Below are 13,814 nucleotides of genomic sequence, written 5' to 3'. Positions count from 1 at the left end.
GAACTACAGCTGTAGCGCTACGATTGTCCATCCAGTTGAGGAGCACAGTTTGACCACCACCGAAACGCCGTCGAACCTCGATCGGCTGGCCGCGCTCGACCCGGTGTTCGCCCAGATGGTCGGGGCCACCGCCCGGTACGTCCGGTCGATCCCCGAGCTGACCGACCGCGAGAAGACATTCCTGTGCGTCACGGCCGACGTCTGCCAGGCGAGCCTCGGCCTGGCCTTCACGGCGCACGTGCGGGCCGGGCTCACGGCCGGAGTGTCCACAGCGGACATCCGCGAACTGCTGCGGTTCGTCTCCTACGACTGCGGCTACCACGCCGCGACCGCCGGCATCGAGCGGATCACCGAACTCGAGGCGGAGCTCGGCCTCGCGCGTCCGGACGCCGAACTCCTGGCTCCGGAGCTGGTGTCGACCGGGCCGGACGCGGCACCCAGCCCACTGCCGGCGGAGGTGCGGGCCCGGCTGGCCGAACTGGACCCCCACTTCGCCGGCTACTTCGACCTGCAGTCGCGGATGCGCACCGGCCACGGGCCGGGCACGCTCACCGAACGCGAGCGCGGCCTGGTCAGCCTCAGCGTCGACGTCCACTACCAGACCCTGGCCGACACTTTTCGCACGCACGTCGGGCGCGCGCTGCGGGGTGGTGCGGCGCCGCAGGACGTCCGCGCGGCGCTGCGCTTCAACGCGCAGTTCGGCGTCACCCGGGCCTGGCACGCCTGGGAAGCGCTGAACGCGATCCTGGACTAACCGAGCACTTCGTCCGCGAGCCGGTTCAGGTAGCTCGCAAAACGCTCGCGGTCCTGCTCGGGCCAGTGGCCCACCAGCGCTTCGAACGCCTGACGCTGGTGGGCCCGCGAAGCGTCGAGAAACTCCTTCGCCGCGTCGGTGAGGGTCAGCACCGCCCGTCGTGCGTCCCGCGTCGACGTCGAGCGCTCGACGAAGCCCTCTCGTGCCGCTTCGGCCACCATCCGGCTGGCCACCGAGCGGTCGATGCCGAGCTGGTGCGCCACGTCCGCGACGGTCACCTCGTCGCCGGTCGCGCCGTCGATCGCCTGGATGACGAACAGGTTCGGCACGGTCCACGACGGCGGGGCGTCGGCGGCGAAGCGCTCGACGACGTCCGGCGCCCACTGGCGCGCCCAGTGGCGGACCAGGCGGAACAGCGACGGGCCACCCTCGCTTGATGTGTGCATAAGACACGTTATAACGTGTGCTTTATGCACGCATCTCGGAACCTCGCCTACGCCGGCCTCCTGCTCGGCATGGCCATGGCCCAGCTGGACGGCCTGGTCCTCACCGCGGCCCTGCCGTCGATCGGCGCCGACCTGCACGCCCGCACCGGGCTCGTCGCGGTCACCGCCGCCGGCCTGCTGACCCTGACCGTCGCCACGCCGCTGCACGGCAGGCTGGGTGATCTGTACGGCCGCCGGATCTCCTTCGCCGGCTCGGTCCTCGTGTTCGCCGCCGCGTCCGCGTGGTGCGCCGCCGCGCCCGGCCTCGGCTCGCTGATCGCCGCCCGTGCGCTGCAGGGCCTGGGTGGCAGCGGGCTGATCGTCACGGCGATGAGCGCGCTCGGCGAGCTGTTCGACCGCGACGAGCTGCTGCGCCGCCAGGCCTGGCAGACCGCCGTCTTCGCGGCCGCCACCCTGGGCGGGCCGCCGCTGGGCGGACTGCTCGCCGCCGGTCCCGGCTGGCGGTGGATCTTCCTGGTCAACCTGCCCCTCAGCGTGCCCGCCCTGGTTCTCGGCCTGCGCGGACTGCCGGCGAAACCGCGTAAGGCCAAGGAAAAGTTCGACGTCCCGGGCAGTGTGCTCCTGGCCGTCGCGGGGGCCGCCGTCGTCGCGCTCGGCACGGTCGACGCGCTCGCCAGGAGTCCACTGTGGACGCCGGTGCTGCTCGGGACGACCGTGGTGGCAGGCTCCCTGTTCGTCCGGCGGCAGCGCCGCACGCCGAGCCCGCTGATCTCGCCGAAAGTGTTCGCGGACGCCGTCCTCAAGCGCGCGGTGGTGGTCAACGGCCTGGCGGGCGCCGCGCTCTACGGCACCTTCACCTACGTCGCCCTGGTCGCGGCTTCGGGAGCGGGCGCGGCGGCCACCGGGCTGCTGCTCGTCGCCATGACCGCGGGACAGCTCGTGCTGTCGGCGTCCTTCGCCGCACTGGCCCGGCGGCACCCGGACCTGACGGCGTGGGGCCGGTCCGGCTGCCTGCTCGGTACGGCGGGCCTGGCCGCGATCGCCGTCGCCGCCGCCCTCGACGGCACACCCTGGCTGCTGGCCCCGGGCCTGTTCGCCATCGGCGCGGCCTTCGCCGTCTGCGCGTCCGCCTACACCGTCCTCGGCCAGACGCGGGCCGACCGGGCGCTGCTGGGCGTCACGCTGGGGTCGCTGACCTTCGCCCGGCAGGCCGGCGGGCTGGCCGGGGCCGCGGTGTTCGGCTGGCTCGCGCTGGCCACGACGGGCGGGCTCGCCGCACCCGGTCTCACGGTCGTGTTCGCCGCGGCGGCCGTGACGATGCTGGTGGCGTGGCTCACGTCGCCGGCTGTCACGTCTTCCGGCGCCGTCTCGTCCAGCCCGTAGACGCCGGACGAAGGAGACCGAAATGCCGCGCATCCCCGCCAAGAAGACGTCCGAGGCCGGGCTCTTCCTCAAGCTCGTCTACCGGATCGCCGGCCGCCGCTTCGGCGCGGTGCCCGAGCCGGTGGCCATCACCGCGCACCACCCCGGCCTGCTCCGGGCGAGCGTGGTGCACGAGCTGCTGGCCGAGCGGGCGTCGAAGAAGATCCCCGCGAACGTGCGGGAGCTCGCCGTCTACCGGGTCGCGACCCGGATCGGCTGCTCGTGGTGCATCGACTTCGGCACCATGCTGCAGAAGCACGACGGCCTCGACATCGAGCGGCTCACGAAGATCGACGACTACGCGGCTTCGCCTGCCTTCAGTCGGCCGGAGCGGCTGGCGCTCGCCTACGCCGACGCGATGTCCGGTGACCAGGTGACCGTGACCGACGAGCAGGTCGCCGAGCTCGAGCGCGAGTTCGGCCGCGACGGCGTCCTGGAGCTGACCTACCAGATCGCGCTGGAGAACTCCCGCGCCCGGATGAACAGCGCGCTCGGCATCGTCGACCAGGGGTTCACCTCCGGCGACGCGTGCCGGGTCCCGCTCCCGTAACCGCTCGTGAGTGGTAATTAGGGTTAGAACCCTAATTACCACTCACGACAAGGCGACCACGGGCGGAGGCTGGGAACCCGACTACGGGGGGACTCGCCGGGAGCCCGGCGGCGGCACGCTGCGAAGCATGCACCTCGTCGCCAGTGAACGGATCAAGCTCTTCAGCATCACCACCCCCTGGGTGTGCGGCATCTTCACCCTGGTCGCGCTGGCCTTCCCGGCCGCGCTCACCGCGCTCACGGCCACCGAATCCCACCTGCGGCCGACGGTCGCGAGCACCCAGTTCGGCTACCAGCTCGCCATGGTCGCAGTGCTGGTGCTGGCCGCGCTCGCGGTGACCGGCGAGTACCACTCCGGCACGATCCACGGCACCTTCCAGGCCGTGCCGAGCCGGACGCCGGTGCTGCTGGCCAAGGCCGCGCTCGTCGCCGGGTACGCGTTCCTGCTCGGCGAAGCCGCCGCGTTCGCCGCCTGGGTGGTGGCCCGGGTCCTCGCCCCGGACGCCGATCTCGCGCTGGACAGCGCCGCGGACTGGCGGATCGTCGCCGGGACCGGGCCGGTGTTCGCGCTGGCGGCCGTCTGCGGGGTCGGCGTCGGCCTGCTCGTGCGCTACACAGCGGGCGCGGTCGCGCTGCTCGTCGTCTACCCGCTCATGGCGGAGAACGTCATCCAGCTGATTCCCCACGCGGGCCAGGCGATCCACCGGTGGCTGCCGCTGAACGCCGTGACGAAGTTCCTCAGCGGCAGCGGGGAAGCGAACGCGGGCCGGGACGGCGGCAACGCCACCGTCCTGTCCGATTCGCCGCTGAGCGCGGGCTGGGCCCTGGCCTACTTCGGGGCCTTCGCCGCGGTTCTCCTCGCGGCCGGGATCACGACGGCGAAGCGCCGGGACGCGTGATCCGGGCCAGCTTGTCCGGGTTGACGACGTCGTAGATCGCCACGATCTTCCCGTCGCGGATGGTCATCGCCTGCACGTGCTCGTCGAGGTCGAAGAAACCGTCCTGGCCCGGCTGGGGAGCGAGGTAGACCCCCAGGTCGCCGTTGACGAGCACCGGCGTGCCGCCGGTGAGCATCCCGGGCGCGTACTTGCTGGTGAGGCCCACGAAGAACCGGGCGATCTTGTCCGGGCCGACGATGAGCTGGCGGGTGGTCCGGCCCTTGCCGTTCGAGTCGCCGATGAGCACGACGTCCGGGGCGAGCAGCTCGGTCATCGCCCGGACGTCCCCGGCCTGCAGCGCGGTGACGAACATTTCGAGGATCTTCGCCTGGTCGTCCAGCGGGACGCGCGGCGCCGGATCGGCGTCGGCGAGAGCCTTGCGGCCGCGGGAGGCGTACTGGCGCGCGGCGTCGACCGAGACGCCGAGGGCGTCCGCGATCTCCGCGAACGGCACCGAGAAGGCGTCGTGCAGGACGAACGCGACGCGCTGCTCCGGCGTCAGCTTGTCGAGGACGACCAGCGCGGCCATCCGCAGGCCGTCGTCGCGGACCGCGACGTCGAGGGGGTCCTCGCTGACCGGCCGCCCGAACGGCGTGACGACCGGCTCCGGCAGCCAGTTGCCGACGTACTTCTCCCGCTGTGCGGCGGCCGACTTGAGCCGGTCGAGGCAGATCCGGCCGACGACCGTGGTCAGCCAGCCCCGCAGGTCGCGGATCGCCGCGCGGCCGGCGTCGTCCAGCCCGGCCAGGCGGAACCAGGACTCCTGGACGGCGTCCTCGGCGTCGGCGCGCGTGCCGGTCAGCCGGTAGGCCACCCCGATCAGGTGACTGCGGTGCGCGGCGAACTCCGTGGCGAGCGTGTCCTGGGCGGTGGGCGTGGAGGCCATGCCCCGAGTGTGCCGCAAACGGCGAGACTAGAGTGGGTGGCGTGGCAGGACGGATTCGGGAGAGCGACATCGCGGAGGTGCGCGAGCGGAACCGGATCGACGAGGTCGTCGGGGAGTACGTGGCGCTGCGTCGCGCCGGTGGGGGCAGCCTGAAGGGCCTCTGCCCGTTCCACAACGAGAAGACCCCGTCGTTCAACGTCCGCCCGACGCACGGCACCTTCCACTGCTTCGGCTGTGGCGAGGGCGGCGACGTCATCAAGTTCGTCCAGAAGATCGACCTGATCACCTTCGTGGAAGCCGTCGAGCGGCTGGCCGACCGGGTCGGCATCCGGCTCACCTACGAGGGCGGCGGCGCGACGATCCAGCGCGACCGCGGCAGCCGCAGCCGGCTGATCGAGGCCCACCGCGCCGCCCAGGAGTTCTACGCCGAGCAGCTGGTCACCGACGAGGCGCGCCCGGCGCGGGACTTCCTGTCCGAGCGCGGGTTCGACGCCGCCATGGCGAAGACGTTCGGCTGCGGGTACGCACCCGGCGGCTGGGACAAGCTGACGAAGTTCCTGCTCAACCGCGGCTTCGAGGTCAAGGAGCTGCTCACGGCGGGGCTGTCCAAGGAGGGCCAGCGCGGCCCGATGGACCGCTTCCACCGGCGGCTGGTCTGGCCGATTCGCGACGTCGGCAACGAGGTCGTCGGCTTCGGCGCGCGGCGGCTGTTCGACGACGACCGGATCTCGGCGAAGTACCTGAACACCGCCGAGTCGCCGATCTACAAGAAGTCCCAGGTCATGTTCGGCCTCGACCTGGCCAAGCGCGAGATCGCGAAGCGGCACCAGGTGGTCGTGGTCGAGGGCTACACCGACGTGATGGCGATGCACGCGTCGGGCGTACCGACGGCGGTCGCGTCGTCGGGCACGGCGTTCGGCGAAGACCACATGAAGGTGCTTCGCCGGCTGATGATGGACGATGACGCCTTCCGCGGCGAAGTGATCTTCACCTTCGACGGCGACGAAGCGGGCCAGAAGGCGGCGCTGAAGGCGTTCGAGGGCGACCAGACGTTCGCCGGCCAGACGTACATCGCGGTCGCGCCGGACGGCATGGACCCCTGCGAGCTGCGGCTGGCCAAGGGCGACAGCGCGGTGAAGGACCTGGTCGCGCGACGGACCCCGCTGTTCGAGTTCGTCATCCGCAGCACCCTCAAGAACTACGACCTCGACTCGGTCGACGGCCAGGTCGCGGCGCTGCAGAAGACCGTGCCGATGGTGGCGTCGATCAAGGACCGCGCGGCCCGCGACGGCTACGCGTCGAAGCTCGCCTGGTGGGTGGGCTGGCAGGACGTCGCGCAGGTGGTCAACCGCGTCCGCGGCAGCGCGGGCGTGACGGACAAGCGCGGCGGAGCGCCGCTGCGCCAGCCCGCGCGCGTCGGTGCGCCCGAGGCTCCGGCGGCGGCCCAGGACGTCGCGCGCCCGGCCCCGAAGGACCCGCGGTTCGCCGTGCAGCGCGAGGCGCTGAAGGCCGCGCTGCAGCAGCCCGCGATCGCCGGGCCGGAGTACGACGCGCTGCCACTGGAAGCCTTCACGCACCCGGTGTACGTCGCCGTGCACGAAGCCGTGCTCAAGGCGGGTGGCGCGGGGTCGGGCCTGACCGGGCCGGCGCTGCTGGACGCGGCCGCCCCGCACTGTCCGGAAGGGACGGTCCGGCGGGTGCTCTCGGAACTGGCCGTGGAACCGTTGCAGGCCAAGGACGAGGTCGACTCCCGGTACATCTCGTCGATCCTCGCCCGGCTGCAGGAGGGGCTCGTCGGGCGGCAGATCGCGGAGATCAAGGGCAAGCTGCAGCGGCTGTCGCCGGTCGAAGCGCCGGATGACTACCGCGCGCTGTTCGGCGACCTCGTCGCCCTGGAGCAGTACAAGAAGTCGCTGGGCGAGCAGGCCGCCGCCGGCGCGTGGGGCTGAGATGAATCTCCTGCGCCGGTTGCTGGGCGACCGCACGCCCGCCGGGTTCGCCGGTGCGCTTTCGCCGGGCGAGGACGTCGTCGACAGCGCCGTCGTCGAGGGCGGCGGGCACCTGGTCGTGACGGCGCTGGGCCTGTGGATCCCTTCCGATGGCGAGGCGCGCCGCATCGGCTGGCACCTGGTCGGCAAGGCGGCCTGGGCGGACGGCGTCTTCACGCTGACCGAGTCGGTCGAAGCGGGCACGGCGGGGTCGGCGGTCGTGCTGGCCGACCTCCCGCCGGTGCAGTTCCGGCTGGCGTCGCCGGGCAAGGTGCCGCGCGAGGCCTACCAGCGCGTCGAGGGTTCGATCCGGTCGCGGCACCGGCAGGAGATCGGGTCCGGGGGAGCGTGGTTCGTGCAGCGCAAGGTGCCCGGCCGCGACGGCACCGTGTTGCAGGTCCGGCCCGACCCGGGCACCAACGTCGAGCTGGTGGCCGCCATCGCCGAGCAGGCCGCCGCGAAGCTGGTCAACCCGGTCGAGTAGCAGTACGCTCGTACTCAGTACAGCCGTACTGTTATGCGGGAGGCTCTCGTGTGGGATCCGGGCAAGTACCTCGACTACGCCGACCTGCGGGCCCGGCCGTTCCACGACCTGGTTTCCCGGATCGGCGCTGCTTCCCCGCGGCGGGTCGTCGACCTCGGCTGCGGGCCCGGCAACCTGACCGTTTCGCTCCGGGAACGCTGGCCTGATGCCGCCCTGGAGTGCAGCGATAGTTCACCCGAAATGGTGACCGCGGCCCGCGCTCGCGGTCTCGACGCGGCATTGCTCGACGTCCGCGACTGGAAGCCGGCGCCCGACACCGACGTCGTGGTGTCGAACGCCGTCCTGCAGTGGGTCCCGGACCACGCTGCGTTACTCCGCCGGTGGGCTGCCTCGCTGCCGGCGGGCGCCTCCCTGGCGGTGCAGGTGCCGGGCAACTTCAACGCGCCTTCGCACGTGCTGACGCGCGAACTGGCGGCCTCCCCGGACTGGACGTCTCGCTTGGCCGAGGTGGTGCTGCGCGAGGACGACGCGGTGTCGACCCCGCTGGAATACGCGAACCTCCTGGCCGACGCGGGCTGCGAGGTCGACGCCTGGGAGACGACGTACGTCCAGCCCCTGACCGGGCCGCAGCCGGTGCTGGAGTGGATCACCGGCACGGCGTTGCGCCCGATCCGCGCGACACTGCCCGACGCCGAGTGGGCCCGGTTCCGCGCGGAGCTGGCGCCCCGCCTGGCTGCCGCCTACCCGGCGCGGGGTGACGGGGTCACGTTGTTCGAGTTCCGCCGGGTGTTCTTCGTGGCCCGTGTCAGCGCTTGAGCTTTTCCCCGATCTTGGCGCGCGCAACACCGGCGGCGCCTTGGACCATCGGGTGGTCGACGACCCGGCGGTAGGTGCGCACGAGCTGCTCGTACCGCCCCCGGCCTGCCTTGGCGCCCAGTATGTACCCCAGGCCTGCCCCCAGCAGGAACTTCTTCATCCGCGTCCACGCCTTCCGTCGTTAGGTCGTTAGGTCGTCCGACTGTCCATTGTCCAGGAAAACCGGGCCCGCGGGGGCGGTTGCGCTAAGTGGGGGGTGGTGCGAGGCGCTTCCGGGGCATGCTCTAAAGTTCTTCTCGTCGGTCGGAGAGACCGGCACCGGAAGTGAGCAACATTCCCCTGTAGCTCAACTGGCAGAGCATTCGGCTGTTAACCGGAGGGTTCTTGGTTCGAGTCCAAGCGGGGGAGCTTCCAGACGAGAAAGCCCAGGCCAACGGCCTGGGCTTCTCTGCGTTGTGGGGTCTGAACGGGACTGCAGGCCATCTATGGACCAGATACTCCGGTCAGCGGGTTTCCGTGTCCGGCGACGCTTCGGCCGAGGTCCAGTCGTACGTCGAGGCCTTCGAGGAACTCCGGACGTCGGCCGTGGAGCCGGCCGAATCCCGTGACCTGCTGGTGGAGATCATCGGAGCGGCCGGGTGATCAGAAGACTGGAGATGGACGTTGGAGAAGACGCAACTGCCGGAGGCGGTGTGGCGGAAGAGTAGCTACAGCGGCGAGGGGGCAATGAGTGTGTCGAGGTGGCGATCCTCGCTGACGGTGCCGCTGTCCGTGACTCGAAGGATCCGGGTGGCGGGTTCTTCGTCTTGACGGATGCCGGATGGTCGGCTTTCCTGGCCACCGTCGCGAAGTAGTCCGAGCGGGCGGGTTCCGGGAGCTGGCCGGAGCCTGCCCGCACTGCGTTGCGGCAGTCAAACGCATGTTCCATATCGCTGGTGGGCTCGTTGCGACAGTTGCTGATCACGGCGCACACCCTGCGCGACCGCCCGACATGGACCGCGGTCGCCATCCTTCCTAGCCGTCGCCGGTCGGCCAGATCAAGCAGCTAATCGCTCACCAAGCCGTGTCGTCTGCCGCACGGGCATTCGGGAAGTCCACGAGCATCAGCCGCAGCTCGGCGACATGGGTATAGCGGAGCTCCGCTGATCGGTCGTGAACCCGGGTTGCGGCATCGAGCACGGGTCCTTCGATCGTGACCCAGTTGCCTTCGACTCGGGGCTGGGCCCAGCATCGCACTGACGTCGCCACCCCAGCCGCCGCCACACACACCTCGGCCGGGTCAAGTGCTGATCAGGTGCCTGGCAGCTCGGCTAGGAGACGTCGCCCGGCCCGAGCGGATCAAACCCGTTCTCGAGGTAGGCGGTCCGGCCGGTGTCCACGACGTCGAGGCACACCGCAACGCGGCGTGCCAGGTGCGGCCGGAGCATCCCCGCGGCCTCGGCGCGGGTGGCGAACTTCGAGCGCTTCAGCTCACCATCGGCCAGCCGCAGCGACGCGATCCGGTCCTCGCCCAGGACGCCGCCGTCGAGCAGGTTGTTCGTCAGGGCGGGGCGGCCGTCCGGTTGCGGCTGGACCCAGTCCACGACCAGCAGGCGGCCGGGCAGCAGGTCGAACCCGAGTTCTTCCTTGATCTCGCGGCGGGCGCCTGCCCACGGGGACTCGCCCTCGTCCAGTCCGCCACCTGAGCGCCGAAGACGTCGGCGTGGTTGCCGTTCTTGACGTTGTCGCCGATCCGCGAGCCTGGATCGCCGGCGCGCGGTTATGCGTTGACCTCTTCGAGCCGGGCGACGAGGGCGTCCACCGGTACGGTGGCCAGTGCTACCCGGGCGTCGCTGCTGCCGTAGGGCAGCCAGAGCGTGCCGTCGTGGATCATCCCGCCGCAGGAGTAGACGACGTTGGGTACGTAGCCTTCACGCTCGTCTTCGTCCGGCAGGAGTAGCGGCTCGGGCAGTGCGCCCACGATCCGGGCCGGGTCGGCGAGGTCGAGCAGGAGAGCGCCGATGGCGTAGGTCCGCATCGGTCCGACGCCGTGGGTGAGCACCAGCCAGCCCGCCGGTGTTTCCAGGGGAGAGCCGCAGTTGCCGACCTGCAGCAGCTCCCAGGCCGCCGTCGGCCCGTGCAGCGGCACTTCGCCGGACCATGAACGGCCGTCGGGCGAGGTCGCCAGGCTCATCGTTTCCCCGTCCCCGCGGCACAACGCGAGGTGGGTGCCGCCGACGGGCCGGGGGAACAGCGCCATGCCCTTGTTGCGGGCCGCCGGTCCGGTGAGGGCGAACGCGCTGAACGACGTCAGGTCGGCGCTTTCCAGCAGCCGGGGTGTCACGGTGGCGCCGTTGTACGCGGTGTAGGTGGCCCGATAGCCGATCTCGCCCGTGTCGTCGGTGAAGCGGACGAAGCGGGCGTCTTCCATGCCGTGGCTTTCGGTCGCGCTGACCGGCCACAGCAGCCGTTGCGCGAGATCGGTGTCGGCGGGAAAGCTCACCGTGTAGCCGGAGGCGGCGAGTTCGCGGATGCGCTGGGTCGTGCCGGCCGCCCCGGCGCGTTCGAGCAGGCGTGGGTCGAGTGTGGCGAGCGCGTGGTCGAGGTCGTTCTGGCCGAAGGGATCGGGGAGGGTCGCGGTCACGGTGGCGGTGATTTCGTTGTCGCAGTCGTCGTGGTTCAGGGCGGCGCGCAGCCACGAGCGGCTCCAGGAATCCGGTTGGCGCTCGCCTGTGCCCACCGGTCCCGCCCGGGGGTGCCACTCGGCGCTGGTCCCCGGTCCCAGGACGCCGGTGGCGAAGCCGATCGAGGAGATGTGCCCTTCGCCGATGCCGCGCAGGCTGAGCGCGACCCGCACCTGCCCGGCCAGTAGCCCGTCCTGCCGGGGGTGCGCCACCAGGGACGGGTTGCAGAGCGCAGCCGCCTCGACCGCGTACTCGTGCGTGAAGTACGCGCCGAGGAGCAGCCGGCGCCGAGCGTCGAGAGAGCGGGGGTCGACGAGCCGGTGGCTCATGATCGACGCGTTGTGCTCGAGAACCGCGAGCAGGTCCCGGTGGCGGCCGGAGAAACCGGCCAACACACGGTCCAGCGTGGAACCGACCGAACTTTCCGGCAGGGCAAGGACACGCGCGATCAACGCACCCGCCCGCGACCGGGTCTCCGGTGCCTCCTCGCCGGGCACGAACAGTTTCGTCACCACCCGGCCGGGGTCGGGCCGGAACCCTGCGTGCTGCCGGGTCACCAGCCCCGTGGCTTCGCCGGTCATGCCGCACCGGCGCCGGTCAGCGCGCCGGCCCGCAGCCGCGGGAGCTGGAACGTCGCGAGCATCGCCAGCGTCGATTCGGCACCCTGGTTGCGGTTGACGCCGTCGGCGCGGAGCCCGTCGCCGCAGCCACCGGTGTCCCGGTCCAGCAACGGCGTGCCGGCGTCGTTGGCGCCCAGGAACCAGGCGCGGGCCAGCTCCACAGTGGACGCCCAGCGGGCGCCGCCGGTGACCGCGTGAGCCCGGGCGCAGGCCGCGGCGAGCGCGGCCACCTCGATCGGCTGCTGGTCGAATCCGGGCGGCGACTGGTGGGGCGCCCAGCCGCCGGCGGGCACCACCGACAGCCTGCCCTCCCGGGTCTGCCGGTCCACCAGCCAGTCCAGGGTACGCAGACCGTCGGCGAGTACGTCCGGATCGGGCAGCAGTGCACCGGCGGCGATCAGGGCCTCGGCGATCGCGGCGTTGGCGTATTCCAGCCGGGGCTCGGGCCACGGCCAGTCCCGGCCGGAGGGAATCGGCCCGATCGTCGTGACGGCGTCGGCGAGCAACGCCCGCGCCGGCTCGTCCGCCGGGAACCGGGTGAGCACGTCGGCGGCGCCCAACGCGGCGAACACCATCGCGCGCCGGTCCGGAGAGCGGCGGCGGGCTCCTACGTCGAACAGCAGCCGGGCTTCGGTGCGCAGCCACGCGCGTCCCGCGTGCGCGGCCGTGCTGCCGAGTCCCCACAGTGCGCGACCCCACCAGTCGCCGAGACCGGGGGCGTCCTGCCAGCCGCGGTCGTAGCCGAACCGGTTGCGGAAGCGGCCGTTTTCGTGCGCGTGCGCGGTGAAGGCGAAGAGCGTTTCCTGCACCCGTGACAGCCGTGGGGTCAGGTCCCGCTCACGGCTGAGCACCACCAGGCCGCGGGCGGCGTCGTCGAGGCAGTACCCGTGCTCGCGACGCGGGATGGCCCCGCACGCGTGCTCGAAGAGACCGACGTCGTCGGACATGCGCAGCAGGTGACGGTCGTCCAGCATCACGCCATGACCCGGGGCCGGGCGGACACGAGCTCGGCGCCGAGCCGGCTGTACTGCGCGGCCACCGATGCCCAGCCGAGACTGCGGGCGGCGATCCCGGCGGCGACGACCATCCTGCCCGCCGCGGCCCGGTCGACGAGGATCTGTTGGAGCGCGTGCGCGATGGCCGCCGGATCCTGGTGCTCGACGAGCAGACCCGCGCCGCCGGAGAGCAGCTCGACGGCGTGCGGGAAGCGGGTCGCCACGACCGGCGTCCGCGCCGTGACCGCTTCGATGAGGACGCCGGAGGTGACCTGGTCGCGGGAGTCGTAGGGCAGGAGGACCACCTCCGCTTGGGCCACCAGACGCCGCAGGGACGCGGCGGCGAGGTAGCGGGCGTCGAACCGGACCCGGTCCCGCACGCCGAGCCGCTCGGTCCGCAGCTGCAACGACCGGCGGTAGCCTTCCCCCTGCTGCGCCAGCACTTTCGGATGGGTGCGGCCGGCGACCAGGTAGCGCGGCTCCGGCCACTGGGCGGGCAGCAGGGCCATCGCCTCGATGCCCCATTCGATGCCCTTGCCGGGGCCGAGCAGGCCCCACGTCAGAATCTGGCGGCGCTGGCTGCGGTGCGGTGCCGCCGCCGTGCCACCGGTGTCGGGGGCACCGTGCGGGATCACCACGAGCCGGCCGGCGGGGACGTCGTAGCCGGCGACGAGCCGGGCGCGCGCGGTCTCGCTCATCACCACGACCGCGGCCGCGGCGGCTACCACGCCGTTGAGGACCGCGCGCTGGTGCGGCGTCGGTGCGCTGAGGACGGTGTGCAGGACGACGATCGCCGGCACCCGTAGCAGGTTCAGGACGCGCAGCACGTCTTCGCCGTCCGCGCCGCCGTAGATGCCGTATTCGTGCTGGACGATCGCCACGTCGTCCCGGTCGAGCAGGGTCGCCGCCGCGCGGCCGCTCGCCGGCGAGCCGGCGACCAGGTCCCCGGCTACTTCGGGGCCGCCTGCGGGGTCCGAAGTGGTCGCCGACTCGACCGCCCGGACCACCCCGCCCGCGGAGCCCGGCGGCAATGCGGCGCGCAGCGAGGCGGTGAACGACGCGAGGCCGCAGAGCGTGGGCGGATAGGTACTCAAGAAGCCGAACGTGATCACGCGGAGCCTTCCGGATGGGGCGGCGGCCAGGAGCGGGCGGAACGACTGTGCTCGGAACTCGCGGGTGGGTTCGGCCGCTCCGTTCGCCGCCGTGGGCAGCGGCACGACCGGGCGTCGTGCCGTCCGACGACCTTCCGCAGC

15 protein-coding genes, 1 tRNA gene and 1 pseudogene are annotated in these 13,814 nt (G+C 71.9%); 10 read left to right on the top strand and 7 right to left on the bottom strand.

What is annotated here, in order from left to right:
• Positions 1-49: 49 nt before the first annotated feature.
• Positions 50-754: a carboxymuconolactone decarboxylase family protein gene (locus tag ACLJQF_RS24575; protein WP_410611924.1), complete on the top strand. Its 705-nt coding sequence runs from the start codon at positions 50-52 to the stop codon at positions 752-754.
• Here ACLJQF_RS24575 and ACLJQF_RS24570 read toward each other — a convergent pair.
• Complete coding sequence (locus ACLJQF_RS24570; RefSeq protein WP_410611923.1) at positions 751-1,200, bottom strand: MarR family winged helix-turn-helix transcriptional regulator; 450 nt, start codon at positions 1,198-1,200, stop codon at positions 751-753. The genes ACLJQF_RS24575 and ACLJQF_RS24570 overlap by 4 nt on opposite strands.
• Before the next feature lie 24 nt (positions 1,201-1,224).
• Between ACLJQF_RS24570 and ACLJQF_RS24565 the strand changes: the two genes are divergently transcribed.
• The 3 genes from ACLJQF_RS24565 to ACLJQF_RS24555 all read left to right on the top strand — a co-directional run bounded on the left by ACLJQF_RS24565 (position 1,225) and on the right by ACLJQF_RS24555 (position 4,070).
• Positions 1,225-2,583: an MFS transporter gene (locus ACLJQF_RS24565; RefSeq protein WP_410611922.1), complete on the top strand. Its 1,359-nt coding sequence runs from the start codon at positions 1,225-1,227 to the stop codon at positions 2,581-2,583.
• A 22-nt stretch (positions 2,584-2,605) separates the two neighbouring features.
• Positions 2,606-3,172: a carboxymuconolactone decarboxylase family protein gene (locus tag ACLJQF_RS24560; RefSeq protein WP_410611921.1), complete on the top strand. Its 567-nt coding sequence runs from the start codon at positions 2,606-2,608 to the stop codon at positions 3,170-3,172.
• A 127-nt stretch (positions 3,173-3,299) separates the two neighbouring features.
• Positions 3,300-4,070: a hypothetical protein gene (locus tag ACLJQF_RS24555; protein ID WP_410611920.1), complete on the top strand. Its 771-nt coding sequence runs from the start codon at positions 3,300-3,302 to the stop codon at positions 4,068-4,070.
• Here ACLJQF_RS24555 and ACLJQF_RS24550 read toward each other — a convergent pair.
• Entirely contained in the window at positions 4,042-4,995 is a 954-nt protein-coding gene (locus ACLJQF_RS24550; protein ID WP_410611919.1) for a sigma-70 family RNA polymerase sigma factor, read from the bottom strand. The two genes, ACLJQF_RS24555 and ACLJQF_RS24550, sit on opposite strands and share 29 nt — an antisense overlap.
• Before the next feature lie 41 nt (positions 4,996-5,036).
• On the opposite strand from ACLJQF_RS24550, the gene dnaG reads away from it, so the two are divergent.
• The 3 genes from dnaG to ACLJQF_RS24535 are packed head-to-tail and all read left to right on the top strand — an operon-like array spanning position 5,037 to position 8,283.
• A complete protein-coding gene (dnaG, locus tag ACLJQF_RS24545) occupies positions 5,037-6,944 on the top strand; it encodes a DNA primase (protein WP_410611918.1) in 1,908 nt (635 codons plus the stop codon).
• 1 nt (position 6,945) lies between these two features.
• Positions 6,946-7,467, top strand: a complete 522-nt coding sequence (locus ACLJQF_RS24540; RefSeq protein ID WP_410611917.1) for a hypothetical protein — start codon at positions 6,946-6,948, stop codon at positions 7,465-7,467.
• A gap of 48 nt (positions 7,468-7,515) precedes the next feature.
• The gene (locus ACLJQF_RS24535) at positions 7,516-8,283 is read left to right on the top strand and encodes a trans-aconitate 2-methyltransferase (RefSeq protein ID WP_410612244.1); all 768 of its coding nucleotides are present in this window, start codon (positions 7,516-7,518) and stop codon (positions 8,281-8,283) included.
• On the opposite strand, the gene ACLJQF_RS24530 is transcribed toward ACLJQF_RS24535, so the two are convergent.
• A complete protein-coding gene (locus ACLJQF_RS24530) occupies positions 8,273-8,443 on the bottom strand; it encodes a hypothetical protein (protein ID WP_410611916.1) in 171 nt (56 codons plus the stop codon). The two genes, ACLJQF_RS24535 and ACLJQF_RS24530, sit on opposite strands and share 11 nt — an antisense overlap.
• Before the next feature lie 175 nt (positions 8,444-8,618).
• Between ACLJQF_RS24530 and ACLJQF_RS24525 the strand changes: the two genes are divergently transcribed.
• The 3 genes and pseudogenes from ACLJQF_RS24525 to ACLJQF_RS24515 all read left to right on the top strand — a co-directional run bounded on the left by ACLJQF_RS24525 (position 8,619) and on the right by ACLJQF_RS24515 (position 9,137).
• A tRNA-Asn gene (locus ACLJQF_RS24525) sits at positions 8,619-8,691 on the top strand.
• Between the two features lie 108 nt (positions 8,692-8,799).
• Complete coding sequence (locus tag ACLJQF_RS24520; RefSeq protein WP_410611915.1) at positions 8,800-8,925, top strand: hypothetical protein; 126 nt, start codon at positions 8,800-8,802, stop codon at positions 8,923-8,925.
• A gap of 21 nt (positions 8,926-8,946) precedes the next feature.
• Positions 8,947-9,137 (top strand): annotated as a pseudogene (locus ACLJQF_RS24515) (DUF397 domain-containing protein).
• A gap of 456 nt (positions 9,138-9,593) precedes the next feature.
• On the opposite strand, the gene ACLJQF_RS24510 reads toward ACLJQF_RS24515, so the two are convergent.
• From ACLJQF_RS24510 to ACLJQF_RS24495, 4 genes are read right to left on the bottom strand one after another with little or no spacing between them, the layout of a single operon-like run.
• Positions 9,594-10,046, bottom strand: coding sequence for an NUDIX domain-containing protein (locus tag ACLJQF_RS24510; protein WP_410612243.1), 453 nt, complete (start codon positions 10,044-10,046; stop codon positions 9,594-9,596).
• The gene (locus ACLJQF_RS24505) at positions 10,043-11,527 is read right to left on the bottom strand and encodes a glycoside hydrolase family 130 protein (protein WP_410611914.1); all 1,485 of its coding nucleotides are present in this window, start codon (positions 11,525-11,527) and stop codon (positions 10,043-10,045) included. The genes ACLJQF_RS24510 and ACLJQF_RS24505 overlap by 4 nt, the downstream gene beginning before the upstream one ends.
• A complete protein-coding gene (locus ACLJQF_RS24500) occupies positions 11,524-12,540 on the bottom strand; it encodes a hypothetical protein (RefSeq protein WP_410611913.1) in 1,017 nt (338 codons plus the stop codon). Before ACLJQF_RS24500 ends, ACLJQF_RS24505 begins: the two co-directional genes overlap by 4 nt.
• Positions 12,540-13,655 (bottom strand): glycosyltransferase, encoded by a 1,116-nt coding sequence (locus ACLJQF_RS24495; protein WP_410611912.1) that lies wholly within the window; start codon positions 13,653-13,655, stop codon positions 12,540-12,542. Before ACLJQF_RS24495 ends, ACLJQF_RS24500 begins: the two co-directional genes overlap by 1 nt.
• Between the last annotated feature and the right edge of the window lie 159 nt (positions 13,656-13,814).

The sequence above is a fragment of the Amycolatopsis sp. lyj-109 genome, from assembly GCF_046548995.1.
GTDB lineage: Bacteria > Actinomycetota > Actinomycetes > Mycobacteriales > Pseudonocardiaceae > Amycolatopsis.
This window is presented reverse-complemented; position numbering and strand designations above follow the sequence as displayed.